Source organism: Bacillus sp. KNSH39, assembly GCF_052656585.1.
The window spans coordinates 27424-44546 of sequence record NZ_JBQXYO010000001.1; the positions used below are offsets into that span (position 1 = coordinate 27424).

Here is a 17123-nt window from a genome sequence, read left to right on the forward strand (position 1 = left end):
GATTGTAATTTGGTTTCAACCAAACTACAATCTCTTTTTTGTTTCAATTACTTCCACCAAATCCAAGTCCAAAGGTAATTTCGTACATTTCGAGGAGTAATGCGAATGAAGCGTTCACCGTCAAAGAAGCAATTTAAATTTGGAAGTGTTTCATCTGGATTTTCTGGAACAAAAGTGACGATGTTTTCGTTACTTGTAACGGTTACTGTAATTGGTGGGTCGGTAGGCGAGACTTGAAGTTGTAACGAAATATTGGCCGTATTTTTAAATTCATTATTAACAGGTGGACTTATTACTTGTACTGTGAATAATACGATAATTGTTTCGTTTGGTTCCAAATTAGTGGAAACTAGGAAACCGATATTCGGATTCGCTAGTGGAGAGCGTTCACCGTTAATAAAGACAGTGCCGTTTATAAATTGTAAACCTGCTGGAATGGTATCTTGTAAAGAAATATTTGAGAGTGAAATTTTGGAAGTATTTGTAATACGTACCGTGTAATCAAAATATTGATTTAAATAAGCTGAGCTGACGGAAGCATTTTTCGTGACTGTTGCAGTTATAAATTGAATTGGTATACGAACAATATTTGAATTAACAATGAAAGTAATAATTGGATCCTGTGGTGTCAATTGAAAGGCAGCGGTAACTGTTGCAGAATTTATAATTGTACTGTTTGAAGGAATAGAAGTTACGAGAACTTGAAATGTTATAGTTGCTACTGAATCTGCAGGTAAAGAGCCGATATTAATACCAGTGTCTGGACGAACATTTGTAACGGGAGTACCGTTAATTGTTACGCTGTTTTCTATAAATGTTGTACCAGCTGGAATGCTGTCTATAACAGAAGTACTGATTGTCGGAATTGGGGAGTGATTAAATACCGCTAATGTGAATGTAATGATATCTCCTATAACGACAATAGATTTGTCAGCTGTTTTTTCAATGTCAACCATCGGATCAACGACTGTCGTTGTAACGGTATTTGTTTGTTTTGTAACTGTATTTATTTGCTTTGTAATCGTAATAGGTGGTTGGATTAGACCGACAATAGGCGTATAGGAAATAGTAGCATCGTTATTGATTGTAGATTGAAGAGTAGAAGAAGAAATTGTCACTTGGAATGTAATAATAACAGATTCATTTGGAGCAAGATTTCCTAACGTAATACCATTTTCCGGATTCGCATTAGGTTGATTGATTCCGTTAATCGTAACACTACCAATAACAAATGTCGTATCTGCTGGTGCTGTGTCTACTAAAAGAAGGTCTTCGATAATGATATTACCATTATTAGTAATCGTGATGGTATACGTTAAAGTTTGACCGGGTAAGGCACTTGTGAAATCAACAGCTTTTATCGCAATGACATTATCATTTTGGACAGTAGTTGTGACGGTGTTTGTTGTAGTCGTATTTGTAACAGGTACGTTATTTGGGTTGACTATATAGTTAAAAGTAGTAATTGCGTTGTTGTTTAGTTCATTTGGTGTTGGAATAGAAGTTACAGTTACTTGGAATGAAACGATAGCATCTTCACCAATAGTTATAGTACCAATTGGTATGCCGCTTACTGGATTCACTCCTGGAAGAGGTTCTCCGTTTACAATGACGCTATTTTCTATAAACGTAGTACCTTGAGGAATAATATCTTGAATGATTACATCATTTACTGCAACATTACCGGTTTGATTTAGTGTAATCGTATACGTTAACGTATCACCAACCGTTGCAAATGCAAGGTCAACAGCTTTATTACTATTCAAATTTGCGTGATTAATTTCTGTTGCGGCAGCTGATGAAATAATAGTTTCGGTAATAGGTGGTCGATCTGGTACCGTGTATTCATATTCAATTGTACTCGTGTTAGAGATTGGATTTGTTTGTGGAATCGAAGTAACCCGTACTTGGAATAGAATGGTTGCTGTCGTATTAGGTGGAATGGTATCAATTTGTATACCGTTAAGAGGGTTGTCATTTGGCCGAGCGTTGCCGTTCACAATAACACTATTCTCTATAAAGCTCGTATTTGCCGGGATAATATCTGTAACAATAATGTTTTCGACTTGTATATTTCCGTTATTTATGATGGAAATTGTATAAGGGATGATAGTTTGTAAGTCAGCATATTGGATAGGTGTTGTTTTTGTCGCAATTACATTAGCGGAAATAACTTCAGTGAAGGTAATATTGCTAGTCGATATTTGTTCTTCCACGTTAATTGTATAACGAGAAGTTGATTGATTTTGAACATGACCGCTAGCAGGAAGAGCTACGACGGTAACAGAAAATGTGACTGGGATAGAAATGTTAGGAGCAATCGTTCCTACAAGTATACCTACACTTGGATTGGCGTTAAGCTGAGGAATGTTATTTACTAAAACGCTACCGTCAATAAAGGTTGTTCCATCAGGTATATTGTCTGTAAATACAACAGCAGTGGCATCCGTATTCCCTGTATTCGTTAAAGTTGTTGTATAATTTAAAATGTCACCAATCGTTACAGAGGTTAAATCAACAGTTTTAAGTGAAACGATATCAGCATCATTAATTTGAACGAAAGTAGTATTGGAAGTAGTAGATTTTTGAATTGGTGCAAAGTCAGGATTGAAAATAAAGTCGTAGACAATGTTTGCAGTATTAGGTGTTGGATTTACAGTAGGTAAATTCGTAACGGAAACTTGGAATGTTATTGTAGTCATTTGACCTGCTGCGACATTAGGAATGGAAAAGCCGATATTCGGATCTGCTGCAGGAAGTACAGTATTATTAACTATTACACTTCCTGGAATAAATACTGTTCCATCTGCTATAGTATCTGTAAAAAAGATGGAATTAGTTGTAGCCGATCCATTATTTTGAATGAATACTGTATATTCAATGGTTTCATCAATAGTAGCTAATACAGTATTAGCAGATTTTGTAGCAATAAGAATAGCATCAATAAATTGTATGTTTGTAGCATTGGAAGAGGTCGTTTCTGAAATTGGTGGTGTGCTTGGTTCTGGTCGATACTCATAGTGAATGACGGCAATATTATTAATGTTATTTTGTGGCGGTATAGAAACTACGCTTACTTGGAACGTAACAATAATCGTATTATTTGGAAGAATTATATCAAGATTGATACCGGTAATTGGATTTTCGTTAGGTCTTGGTACGCCATCTACAAGAATGCTATTTGGAACGAATGTGGTGCCAGAAGCAATTGCGTCAAGTAGGAGAGTATTTGTAATAGGTATTGTACCGGCGTTTGTAACTGCGACTGTATATGTGATGATTTGACCGATACGTGTAATGGATCTGTTAGCGGATTTAATTGCACTAACATTTGCCGTTCGCACTTCAGTATTTACTGCATTTGATAACGATCTACGCTGAATAATTGGAGAACTAGGGTCAATTTGGTATTCGTACGAAGCGTCTGAAATATTAATGACTGTATTGCCCTCTGGTATATTTGTAAGTTGTACTTGGAATGAAATAGTGACTGTTTCATTTGGTTGTATCGTGCCGAGAGTTACTCCGTTTTCAGGATTCACGCCAGGCTGAATTACATTATTTATTGCTAAGCTATCTTCAATGAATATAGTACCCTCTGGAATGTTATCAATGAACACGATATTGTTAGCCGGAACGGTTCCTATATTTTGTAGTGTATTTGTGTAGGTAATCATTTGCCCGATTGATACGAAATTTACATCCGCACTTTTAACAGAAATAATATTTGCATTTTGAAGTGATGTTGTAACAATGTTAGAATTTGCAGAGCGATTTACTGGTGGGGCTGTAGGAATACTTACATATTGGTAAGTTGCTGAAGATTGATTTACAATTTCAGTTTCATTCGGTGGATTATTTGTTTGCACTTGAAATAGTATCGTTTTGGAACTGTTTGCTGGAATTGTTCCAATCGGTATTCCGTTTTCAGGATTTACACCTGGCTGAAGGACACCATTAATTGTGACACTATCGGGAACGAATGTAGTCCCAGCAGGGATAGAATCTGTGAAATTAATATTTATTGCGTCAACATTACCGATATTTTTCACTTCAGAAATATAAAGTATAGTTCCACCGATATCTACAGTTGTTGGATTGGATGTTTTTGTAATTGCCAATTGTGCTTGCACGAAATTTGTAATAACGATATTACTAGTAGATATTTCAGTAATAGGCGGTTGCCCTGGGTCTGGTTGGATTGTATATGTTGTATTGGATTGATTTGTAATCGATTCTTGGGAGAATGAATCGTTAATAAGAATTTGGAACGAAATAAGGTGAGTAGCGTTTGCTGCTAAGGTAGGTAAAGTAACACCTACATTTGGATTGGCATCAAGTATAGTTGTTCCGTTAAGTGTAAAACTATTTTCTACGAATGTAGTATCTTGGGGGATCGTATCTGAAAATATGAGATTCGTAGCTGGAATATTTCCGGTATTTTCTAGTGTTATTGTGTAAGTCAAAATATCACCTGTTGTTGCTTGCGGTGCATTGACTGCTTTTAAAGAAAGGATAGTCGCATCCGAAATTTGTGTGAAAGCAGGATTAGACGTAATTGTTCGAGAGACGATAGGAGCAGTTGGATCGGTGATAAAAGTATAGTCAATACGGGCTGTATTAGAAATTGGGTTTACGCTTGGAATAGATTGAACGATAACCTGGAATGTTACAGTGACGATTTCTGACGGTGTGATGGAGTTTAATGGTATTCCTACGTTAGGATCAGCATCTGGAACGGAAACGCTATTAATAGTTACGCTATTCGGAATAAAGGCAGTTCCTTCGGGGACCAAATCTGTTAAAGTAACTGTATTTGCAGTAGTATTTCCGTTATTTTGAACGACTACTGTGTAAGTGATTGTACCGTCAGTAGATTGTACGAGAGAATCTGTACTTTTAATTACGGATAATGATGCATCAACAACAGCTGTATTAACCGTATTAGACGAGGATGTTGCTGTAACAGGAGGTTGACTTGGATCGACAATATACGTGTAACTTGTAAGTGCTTGATTTATAATTGCTCCTTGCGGCGAGATAGAACTTGCAAGAAATTGGAACGTAATAGTAGCGGAATCACCTGGTGCGATAATACCAACGGGAATACCGAGAGTTGGACTTGCATCTGGAAGTGAAATCCCGTTGAGCGTAACACTATTTGGAACAAATAATGCTCCTTCAGGAACTCCGTTAATGAGTAATACAGAGTTTGCAGGGAAGTTTCCAGTATTCGTTAATGTTGCTGTATACGTAATTACATCCCCGATAGACACAATTGAACGATTTGCTTGTAAAACAGTTGTAACAGTCGCGTTATTAATTTGTGTTGAAGCGCTATTAGAATTTATCGTGCCTGTAACAGGAGGAGAGGCCGGATCAACGATGAATGTGTATTGAATAGATGCTACGTTTGTAATCGGATTTGAAGGTGGAGTTGATGTAACTATGACTTGGAAAGTAACGGTTAAGGAACTATCCGAGCTAATTGTTCCGATATTCACTCCGTTATTTGGATTTGCACCTGGAATGGTACTTCCATTTACAGCAAAACTATTTTCAACAAAGGTTGTTCCTGCTGGAACTGGGTCTGAGAAATTTACATTCGTAGCGTTTGTATTGCCGCTATTTTGAATCAAAACTGTATAAGTGATCGTATCTCCAATATTTGCAAAGGCTGTATTAGCAGTTTTTACAGCTGAAAGTATTGCTGTATTAATAGAAGTAACGAAGACATTCGTTTCCACATTGCCAGGTTGAGCCAGTAATGCATTGCCTACGTTATATTGGAAGTTAACAAATCCTAAGTTTTGGAGTTCAGGTGTGAACGTTGTTGGATTACTTACGATTTGTACTTGGAATATGATTGTAACAGTTTGATTTGGATTGATTGTATTTATGCCAACACCGTTAATAATCGAAGCGGATGGTAATGGAGTGCCATCAACAATAACTGATCCTGCAACAAATTGTGTCCACGATGGTAAAGGGTCTGAGAATATAGCGTTGTTAGCAGGAATATTGCCTGTGTTCGTAATAGTCGTTGTATACGTAATCGTATCACCAATCGTTGCAAAAGTTTTATCTCCTATTTTAATAGTATTTAAAATAGCACTTTCAATTTTTGTTGTAACGTTGTTAGAAATAATATTTTTTGAAACTGGGGGATTAGCTGGATTAACGATATGTTGAAAGCTAACGCTAGCTTGATTAGTAATTGGATTTATAGGCGGAATTTCATTGGCGATAATGTTAAATGCTACGATGACAGATTCGTTTGGCGCGATATCACCGATTGGAACGCCTGTAATGATATCTGCATTTTGGATGCTAGTTCCGTTCAGTGTAAAGCTATTCGGTTCAAAGGAAGTTCCGTCTGGAATAAGGTCGGTAAAAATAACATTTGTTGCACTTACATTTCCGCTATTTGTAATTGTAACGGTGTAGGTAATATCCTGCCCGATATCTACCGTAGATACATTTGAATTTTTTTGTGCAGTAAGGATAGCGCTATTAATTTGTGTGGTCGTTGTATTAGATTGATTGGAAGTTGTAATAAGTGGCTGGCTAGGATCAACGACATAATGATATGTGGTAGAAGCAGAGTTAGAAATAGGATTAAGTGTTGGAAGTGTAATAACAGTTGCTTGGAATGTAACGATTGCCGTATTACCACCATTAATGGAACCAATATTTACACCAGTTGATAAATCGGCGTTTGGAATGGTTTGCCCATTAGCTGTGAAACTATTTGGAACGAAACTTAAATTGCTATCAAGAATATCGATAATAGTTACATCAGTTGCGGTCACATTTCCGGTATTAGGAAGGTTAAGTGTAAATGTTATTGTATTACCAACATCCGCAAAAGTAAGATCTGCTGTTTTGGTGCTAATAATAGTTGCGTTGTTTATTTGAAGGAGTGTAGTGTTGGAAGTAGCTGCACTTGAAACGGGAGGATTAACAGGATCAACAGTAAATTCATACGTCGTTGATGCTGTATTTGGTGCTGGGTTACTAGGGGGAATATTGTTTACTGTAACTTGAAAGACGATACTATATATTTCATTTGGTGGAAGTGTTGCAAGTAATACGCCTGTATTTGGATCCGCGTTAGATTGTAAAACGCCATCGATAGTTAATGTGTTAGGAACAAATGTAAGTCCACTTGGTAATGCATCTGTGAATACAATATTAGTTGCATCGGTATTGCCTACATTGGTAATAGAAGTAGTATAAAAAGCAGTTTGCCCGATATCTGCAAAGGATACACTTTCATTTTTCGTCATAGACAATATTGCTTCGTTAATTTGGGTTGAAACAGGATTACTAATTGAAGTTTCTGCATCAGGCGGTGAGACTAATTGATACGATGTTGATGAGAAATTTACAATTGGGTTTTGGGTTGGTAATGATGTTACAGTAACTTGGAACGAAACTGTTACTGTAGTCCCGGCTGTTATTGTCCCAATATTCACACCGTTCGATGGATCCGCCCCACTTTGAGGAACTCCATTAATAGAAAATGTGTTTGCAATAAATGTAGTGACGCTTGGCACTGTATCTGTAAATATAACATTTTGTGCAGATGAGTTTCCATTGTTTGTTAAAACGACAGTATAAGTGAGTATGTCTCCAATACGACTAAAGGATTTATCGACTTGTTTTAATGAAAGAATGTTAGCTGTATTAATCGTAGTAAACACTATGTTTGAAGTAACGTTTCTTGAAACAATCGGTGCATTTGGATCAGCGATAAATGTGTAAGAAGCAGTAGCGGAATTGGCTACAGGATTTTGGTTTGGTGTAGAAGTAGCAGTAACTTGAAATGCGATAGATATTGAGTTGTTAGGAGCAATTGATCCGATTGTTATACCTGTATTAGGATCGAGTTCGATGTGTGTACTGCCATTGATTGTGACACTATTCGGAATGAACGTTGTGCCGTCTGGAATAAGATCAGTGAAAGTAATATTCGTTGCATTTGTATTGCCATTATTCGTTAAAATGGTTGTATAGGTAATGGTATCACCTAGTGTTACAATTGTTTGATCGACCGATTTTACCATCGTTATCATAGCATCTAGTACCGGGTTTGTAACAATATTCGTTGAAGTAGAAGTTGTAATAGGAGTTCCGTTTGGATCGACAGTATAAGAATATAAAATGGTGTCATTACCCATAATCGAACTTGAAGGGGGAACAGAAAGAACATTTGCTTGGAAAGTAACGGTTACTGTTTCACCAGGAGCGATATTTGGTATAGTTACTCCAAGTGCTGGTTGCGCACCAGATTGCTGAACCCCGTTTATTTTGACTGAGTTTGGTATAAAGGTAGTGTTAGCTGGAATTGCGCTCGTGAACGTTATATTCGTTGCAGTCGTATTTCCTGTATTTGTAATAGTTGTTGTATACGTAATCGTATCTCCAACAGAAATGATAGATTTATCAACGCTTTTTTGGGTCGTTAATATTGCACTATTAATTGTTGTCGAAACAGCATTAGATACGTTCGTTTGTGTTACGGCAGGTTGGCTAGGATCAACTACATGTGCAAATTGTACAGAACTAAAATTAGAAATTGGATTTATACTTGGAATGTTTGTAACAAGTACGTTGAGAGTAATCACGGCCGTTCCATTTGGGTTTATATTTCCAATCTGAATCCCGTTAGATGGATTTCCGATTTGCTGTGTACCAGAATCGTTTGTAAGAGTGCCAGATATGAATGTCGTCCCATCAGGTAAAGTATCCGTGAAAATTATATTTTGTGAAGTGACATTTCCAGGGTTACTTAATGTAATTGTATAAGAAATTGTATCACCAATCGTTGCGAAAGTTTTATCTACAGATTTGATTGCCACAATTTCCCCAGAATTTATTTGTGTCGAAACAGAATTAGATGTCGTATTTCGTGAAACAAGTGGTAAATTAGGTCCTGTCATAAATTTATAATCAATAGAAGCGCCGTTTACAACCGGTGAGTTTGGTCCGCCTGGTCCAATTGTGAAAATTGGATTTGGAATGCTAACTACTTGCACACGGAAGGTAACATTTATAAAATCTCCTGCAATAATATCTCCAATTGGTATCCCGTTAGCTGGATTTACTCCAGGTAATAAAACTCCGCCTACTCGAACGCTATCTTCTATAAATACTGTGTTATTTGGAATCGGATCTGTAAAAATGATATTCGTAGCAGTTGTGTTTCCTACATTTTCTAATAAAACTGTATACGTTAAAAATGAATTTCCAGGTGCTATGTCAGAAAATAGCCGATCCACACTTTTCGTTGCTTGAATAATCGCTTCGTTAATTTGAACTAAAGTTGGATTACTTGTAGCTGTTTCTGTCACCGGCGGCTGGGTAGGATCAACAATGATCGAGTATGTCGTGCTAGACTGGTTCAAAGTTGGATTTGTAACTGGTATTGAGCCAACGATAGCTTGAAAGCTAATTGTTGTCGTTCCTCCAACTGGAATTGAGTCTAAAGAAATCCCGCTATCTGGTCTAAATCCAAGTTGTGGGATGGTATTAATTTGTACGCTATCAGGAACGAATGAAAGTTCAGGTGGTAATATATCGATAAAAACAGGTGTGTTTGCGGCAGTATTTCCGCTATTGGTGAGGGTAGTTGTATACGTAATTGTATCTCCAACAGCAGCAAAAGCACTGCTTGCAGTTTTTGTTGCGATAACAGAAGCAGTATTTACTTGTGTAAAGGTTTTATTAGATTGAACTGTTCGTGAAACTGGCGGTTCATTTATATCTACAATAAAGCTATATTGAAGCGATGATTTATTCAGGATTGGATTAGGGTTTGGAAGTGTTGTAATGTTTACTTGAAAACTGAGTGTAGCAGATGCATTTGAATTTAAGTTACCAATATTGATACCGTTTTGTGGATTTGCATTCGGAACGGTTACACCATTTATCTTAAAGCTATTTGGGATAAAGGTAGTACCGTTTGGAATTGTATCAGTAAAAATAATGTTGTTCGCAGTAGTATTTCCGTTGTTTGTAACAGCTGAAGTGAATGTAATTGTATCACCAATTGTAGCGAAAGTTGTACTAGCGCTTTTATTTATTACTAAAGTAGCGTCAATAATTGGTGTAACTGTTGTATTTGTTACAGTGCTACCAACAGCAGGAGATTGGTTTGGATTTACGGTATATTCATAATTTACAAGAGCATTATTTGTTAATGTGCCACTAGGTGGTATCGCTAAAATTTGTGCTTGAAAAGTAATGAATACAGTATCTCCTGGCGAAATATCTGCCAAGTGAACACCAAGTGATGGATCTAATCCTGGTTGTGGAACATTATTGATCGTTACGGAGTTTTGGATAAATGAAGCTCCTGCGCCAAGCCCATCTGTTAAAACAGTTGCACTAGCAGGGATATTACCTGTATTTGTTACTGCAATCGTATAAGTAACAATATCACCAATTGCAGCTGTCGGTGTATTCACAGACTTAGTAGCGACAATAGTAGCGTTATTAATTTGAGTTGTTATTACGTTACTTAACGTATTGGCGGATGCTGGAGGTAAGTTAGGATCTACGACATACTGGTACGTTGTATTATTTTGGTTCGGGATTGGATTTGGATTCGGGATAGAATTTACTTGTACTTGGAATGAGATGATTGTATTTGCATTCGGATTTATTGGATCGATTGCAATTCCGCTTGCTGGATTGACATTAGGAAGTGTATTCCCATTTACAGTAACACTATTAGGAATAAACGATGTTCCGTTTGGAATTACATCTGTAAATATTACATTTGATGCAAGTATGTTCCCGTTATTCGTTAAAGTAGTCGTGTACGTAATAATATCATTTACGTTAGCAAACTGTTTATCTGCAGATTTAGTAGCGGCAATTGAGGCGTTATTAATAGTTGTCTGTACAGTGTTAGAAGCAACCATCTGCATCACAGCAGGTTTGGATGGATCATACGTATATTGGAATGTTGTGCTTGATTGATTTGTAATTGGGTTTACAGCAGGGATAGTTGGTACAAAAACTTGAAATGCAACGGTGCGTGATGAATTCGCTCCTATCGTACCAATTGAAATGCCAGTGGCAGGATTTGCGTTAGCTACAGGGACATTATTAATCGTTACAGTATTAGGAATGAAGAGGGTACCCGCTGGAATGATATCTGTAAACGTTACATTAGCAGCAGAGATATTCCCGTTATTTGTTAAAATAGTTGCATATAGTATGACATCACCAACATCAGCGAAGTTTGTGCTTGTGAGTTTTGTAGCAACGATATTAGCAGTATTAATTTGTGTAGTTACTATATTGCTAGCAGTGTTTCTAACGAGAGCAGGTAAGTTTGGATCAGCGATAAAGCTATATTGAAGTGAAGCGCTGTTTTGAATTGGGTTTGGTGAAGGTAGCCCATTTGCACTTATTTGAAAAACAATCGTTGTAAAACCACCTGAAGGAATGGAGCCGACTTGAAGACCGGTACTAGGGTCTGCACTTTGTTGTAAAGTACCACCTATAAAAATACTATTTGGTACGATAGTGGAGCCATTAGGGATTATATCGGTAACAATAACATTATTTGCTGTAGTATTGCCAAGATTAGCTAAAGAAATTGTATATGTGATTGGTTGCCCGACATCGGCGATAGTTAAATCTACTTCTTTGACAATCACTACATTTGCTAAATTAATTTGTGTACTTACAGTATTACTTACAGATGTTTCTATAGTTGGTGGATCGCCCGGATTTAGAATAAAGCTATACTGTGTACTAGATGAATTTAATGTTGGGTTTTGTGTTGGTAAAGAGGTGACGGTTACTTGATAAGAGACAGTAAGTGAGCCATTAGCAGCAATGGAAGGTAGTGGAACACCTATATTTGGATCTGCGTTATTTTGGAGTACACCATTAATAAGAAAAGTGTTTGGGATAAAGGTAGTACCGTCTGGATTCGTATCTACGAAAGTAGGACTATCAGCAGAAACACTTCCTGCATTCGTCAAAGTAACAGTATAAGTTAATATATCCCCTACGGTAGCGAACGCTCGGTCCACTGTTTTGGCTGAAATGACATTTGCATCGTTTACTTGAGTAAATGTAGTAGTTGAAGTAGTATTCTTACTTACAGGTGAAGCGTTTGGATCAACGATAAAGTTATAGGAGATGGAAGCGCTATTTGAAATAGGGTTTGGATTTGGAATGCTAGTTATTACTACTTGGAATGAAGCTGTAATTGTAGTATTAGCATTGATGCTACCAATATTGATGCTAGCTGGTGTAACGCCTGGCTGAGTAACACTGTTAACTATAACGCTGTTTGGGACAAAGGCGGTTCCATTCGCAATTGAATCAGATAGTAATACATTGTTTGCTGCAACATTCCCATCGTTCGTAAGAGCGAAGGTGTAAGTTAATACATCGCCAACTTCCGCAAACGTTTTATCTACAGATTTATTAGCACGGAGATTTGCTAGTCTAATTGTTGATGTAACAGAATTAGAATTTGCTGTTTTTGAAGTCGGTGGCAAACTTGGATTTACAGTATATAGATAAGAAGCGAAGGCGTTATTAATGATAGGATTTTGGGTCGTAATATTGATGACTGTTACTTGGAAAGAAAGGGTAACAGTAGCCCCACCAGGAATTGTGCCGATAGGTAAAGCAACGAGAGAATCTACATTTTGTAAAACTCCGTTTAGTGTTACAGTACCAGGAGTCAATATCGTTCCGTTTGGAAGTGGATCTGTTAGTTGCACGTTATTAGCGGCTGTATTTCCACTGTTTGTAATAAGGATTGTATAACTTATCGTTTCGCCAATTGTAGCAAATTGTTTATTTGTTGATTTTGTTAATGTTACATTCGCATTGTTAATTTGAGTGGAAACGAGATTCGAAGAAATATTTTTTGTAACAGGTGATTGGCTAGGATTGACAGTGTATTGATAAGAAGCGCTTGATCCGTTAGATACGACATTTGACGTGGGTATTGTGTTTACTACTACTTGAAATGCAACATTTTTTGTTGTGCCGCTTGTTATGGATCCAATGTTCACGCCGGTAGCGGGATTTGCACCCACTTGTGTCGTGCCATCTATTGTTAAACTGTTTAGAACGAAAGTTGTTCCAGTAGGGATGACATCTGTAAAAATAACATTGTTCGCATTTGTATTACCTGTACCTGTAAAGGAAACGGTGTACGTTAGTGTATCACCAATATCTGCAAAATTTTTATCTACTGCTTTCGTCATTGTTACAGTAGCATTATTCACTTGAGTGGAGACAATATTTGTCGTATCAGTCCCACTTACTGCTGGTTGATTAGGTACAGGAATGTATTGATATGTTGTTGTTCCACTATTTAATATTGGGTTTGTTTGAGGGATAGAAGGAACGAGCACTTGGAATGAAATAGTAGTAGTGGAATTTGCGGCAATTGAACCAATTGTTATACCATTAGCGGGATTTGCGCCAGCTTGAGTAACTCCGTTCACAGTTACACTCCCTGGAATGAAAGTAGTCCCGCTAGGAATCGGATCCGTATATATCACATTCGTTGCAGCGATATTTCCTATATTAGCTAAGGCAATACTGTAAGTTAATGTTTCACCAATATCGGTAAAAAGTTTGTTAACTGATTTTGTTCCATTAATATCTGCAAGGTTAATTTGTGTTCCAGCAGAGTTACTTGTTGCAAGACCATTAAAAGTTGTTCCTCCGGCGATTGGTGTATATTGAAATGTAATATTAGCAGTGTTAGAGATAGGATTTTGACTTGGAAGAGAAACGACAGTAGCTTGGAAAGTTACTATACGAGAAGCACCATTATTAATTGTTCCAAGAGATATACCAGCCGCAGGATTTGCATTTGTTTGTGGTACGTTATCTACTGTTACAGTGCCGGGTATAAAAGAAGTACCATTAGGGAGACTATCTATAAAAATAGCGTTATTGGCAGGAAGAAGCCCGGTGTTAGGGATAGTAACTGTATAAGTGAGAATATCTCCAATTGCAGCAACACTTTTATTTACGTTTTTCGTTGCTTGTATATTTGGGGAGTTTATATTAATTTGTAAGCCGACTGTATTTAACATATATGCATCTCCGTTAGTAGTTAAACGGATTGCAGCGGATACTTGTGAGTTTGTTAAATAAGGAGAAATATCAATAGAAGTGATATCCCAGCCCTGTCTTCCTGCGGAAATGTTTGTACCTGTAGAAGCACTTTGATTTCGCGTTCCAAATGTCCCAGTTGTATCTAAGTTTCCTGCAGCATTATTAACTTGAGAACCGAAGAAATTATTTATGGCATTATTTGGTCCAGATAAAGCATTTAATGAACTGAAATTTGGTCCAAATAAAGCTTGATCCCCGGTTAAATCTGCATCTCCTTCGGTAGAACTTAAAAATAATCTCCCGCTTACTGGTCCTCCTGAAGGTGTTAAAAATCCAGAAACAGATACATCGGCACTACCAGTTTCTGCAGAAACACGGTTACCCGCTACATAAATGGTTAAGTTTCTTGCTGGCAATGTCCCGTTTTGATAAGCGACGATAAGCGTCCATCCAGCCGAATTAATTGTTCCATTAGAAGCATCTATAGGATCTACAAGTCCAGGAACCGCTCCTGTAGTATAGGAACCAGCACCTCCCGCTTGAATAAGAGTTGTTACGTCTGCTGAACGAGTGTAAAAGCCAAATGTAATAGAGTTTGAAACGAAAGTTTGATTTGAAGCCGTAACAGCTGAAGGAGTAATCGAGTATGTTGAAACAGGTGTTGTAAAAGAAACTGGGTTTCCTAATACACTCGTAATGTTTTGATCACGAGATAAATAGTTTCCACCCCAAACGAGTTCTGCGTAAAGAATAGTACTACCAGCAGGGATATTTAAAATAGCGGTAGAACTATTTTGTGTATAGTTTAATGTTGTACCAGCAGGAAAAGTAGTTACTTGTAAAGCAGTATTCGTAGTTGCGAATGCACCAATTGCCCCGATTGTACCAGCACGGTTTTGATTGCTGATTTTACTTAAGCCTAAAGTATTACCTGTAATAGCGAGTGCGCCGTTAGTGGTGGTAGAAAATCGATTCGTAATGGGCATGTTGTCACCTCATTTACAATATAGTCTTGGTCAAAATAACATATGTGTGTGACAAATAAAGGGAAACATGTACAAGTTGATTTCGTAATAATGATTTAAATGTCTAGATAAGGGGATGGAGTATGATTGAATTGGAAATTAGAGTGGAGCGTCTTCGGAAAGAACAAATAAGCGACATTGTAGCGCTATCTTCTTATATTGGTTGGGATTATAACAGAGAAGAAATTGAGACTATTTTTAACGCAGGGATTGTATACGGTGTTTGGAATGAGAAAGAGGAACTAATTGCTAGCGCAGCAATAATATTATATGGGGAGAAATTAGCATCTATCGGAATGGTGATTGTACATCCAGATTATAAGGGGAGAGGGATTGGAAAGATAATAACGGAAGCGTGCGTTAAAAGCGTATCAGCTCATACTCCAATTATGCTTATTGCTACGGATGAAGGGAAACCTTTATATGAAAAGTTAGGATTTAGGGCAGTAAGTTATGTTTCTAAATACATATGTAACTCATACAATGCGAAACATTATTGTGTAAGAAATGAAGATTATGTGATGAATTATGAAGAGGGTGATTTAGAAAAAATAATAAAAATAGATGAATATGCGTTTGGAACAAATAGAAAAGAGTTTTTAAAGAAAAGAATTATGCAAAGTGAACAGTGTATCGTTGTAAAGGACAAGGAACAAAATGTATTAGGTTACGGTTTAAGCATACAAACACCAGAAAATAAGATAATAGGGCCGGTTGTTGCTAAAAATGATGAGATGGCAATGAGAATTGTACATGATTTAGCAAAAGGGCATAATGGTAAATTAAGAATTGATGTACTAGAAGGAAAGAAAGATTTCATGAAAGTATTAGAGATTGCTGGTTTTAAAAAGGTGAATACACCACCAATTATGATGAAAAATAGCGGTCAATTATTAAAAAGGAATAATGAGTTATATAGCATTGCAGCACAAATTTTTGGGTGAAAAAGAATCCTTCTGAATGAAGGATTCTTTTTCGCTAATCACGATATTGATCATGAGTCGGCTGAAAGAGGTCTTCCTCGATATCTCTCACCATAGAAAAATGATCAACGTTATAATGACCGTGTAAAGTTTTATTGTGATGACCAATAATTTGCTCTGCAGACAATACGTTAGAATCAGTTGTTGAATGCCCGTTTTTAATTAATGTAACGTCAAATCCTTGTACAGTTGCTGTCCTAACGGCAGTGTCAATGCAATGTTCTGTTTTACATCCGCCTATAACAATATGATTAATGTTTTCTTCTTTTAAAAGTTCAAGTAAAGAAGTGCCGTAGAATGAATTGGTTGCTGCTTTATTAATAAAGATTGCAGACTGGGGTACTTGAATTTGATTATGTACTTCAAATCCTTCGCCACTACCAGAAGCAACATCGATATCTCTTACGAAAACAATAAGAGCATTTGAATCTATTGCTTTCTGCAGGGCTATATTTAGTGTAGATAATAGCTCGGTTTTACGAAAAACTTCATTTTCTTGCTCATTTCCATCAATTAATTCTTGCTGAGCGTCAATAATTAATAGTGCTTGTTTCATCGTGTCTCCCCTTTAATATGAAATAAGTTCCACTGTACATATTCCTTCAGATTGTTAGAAAATCCTCCATTGTAAGAGAAGTAGAAGATTGATTTACAAAGTTGTCAAAGAAATTTCATTCTCATAGCGTGTAAAAACATGTATGATAGGAGATGGAGAATTTTTGAGTAGGTGGGAATAACATGCAAACAGTAGAAGATTATCTTTCATTCTTACATACGAAAGGATTTAAATTATCAGAGGAAGCACAAGGGTTTATTATGTTTGGACAAGGATATACTGGTGCGTCTGATGGGATTGTGAACGCAGCAATAGAAGCCACAATTAAACATCAATTGCAGTTTGATGGTAGTTATTTCGTTGCGTTATTAGAACGATTGAAAGAGGAAGAAATTACAGATAAAAAAAGCGCTAAGGCTTTTATGCGGAAGTTACAAGCGTAAC

4 protein-coding genes are annotated in these 17123 nt (G+C 36.9%); 2 read left to right on the plus strand and 2 right to left on the minus strand.

What is annotated here, in order from left to right; genetic code table 11:
• Nucleotides 1-47 precede the first annotated feature (47 nt).
• The gene (locus ACUL40_RS00150) at nucleotides 48-15101 is read right to left on the minus strand and encodes a DUF7507 domain-containing protein (protein ID WP_445423048.1); all 15054 of its coding nucleotides are present in this window, start codon (nucleotides 15099-15101) and stop codon (nucleotides 48-50) included.
• A 122-nt stretch (nucleotides 15102-15223) separates the two neighbouring features.
• Here ACUL40_RS00150 and ACUL40_RS00155 point away from each other — a divergent pair, with 122 nt between their 5' ends.
• The gene (locus tag ACUL40_RS00155) at nucleotides 15224-16084 is read left to right on the plus strand and encodes a GNAT family N-acetyltransferase (RefSeq protein WP_000571023.1); all 861 of its coding nucleotides are present in this window, start codon (nucleotides 15224-15226) and stop codon (nucleotides 16082-16084) included.
• A gap of 34 nt (nucleotides 16085-16118) precedes the next feature.
• Here the strand turns inward: ACUL40_RS00155 and ACUL40_RS00160 are convergent, their stop codons facing one another.
• A complete protein-coding gene (locus ACUL40_RS00160; RefSeq protein WP_000806320.1) occupies nucleotides 16119-16679 on the minus strand; it encodes a cysteine hydrolase family protein in 561 nt (186 codons plus the stop codon).
• Between the two features lie 182 nt (nucleotides 16680-16861).
• On the opposite strand from ACUL40_RS00160, the gene ACUL40_RS00165 reads away from it, so the two are divergent.
• Nucleotides 16862-17122, plus strand: a complete 261-nt coding sequence (locus tag ACUL40_RS00165) for a DUF6123 family protein (RefSeq protein ID WP_001195212.1) — start codon at nucleotides 16862-16864, stop codon at nucleotides 17120-17122.
• Nucleotide 17123: the final 1 nt, after the last annotated feature.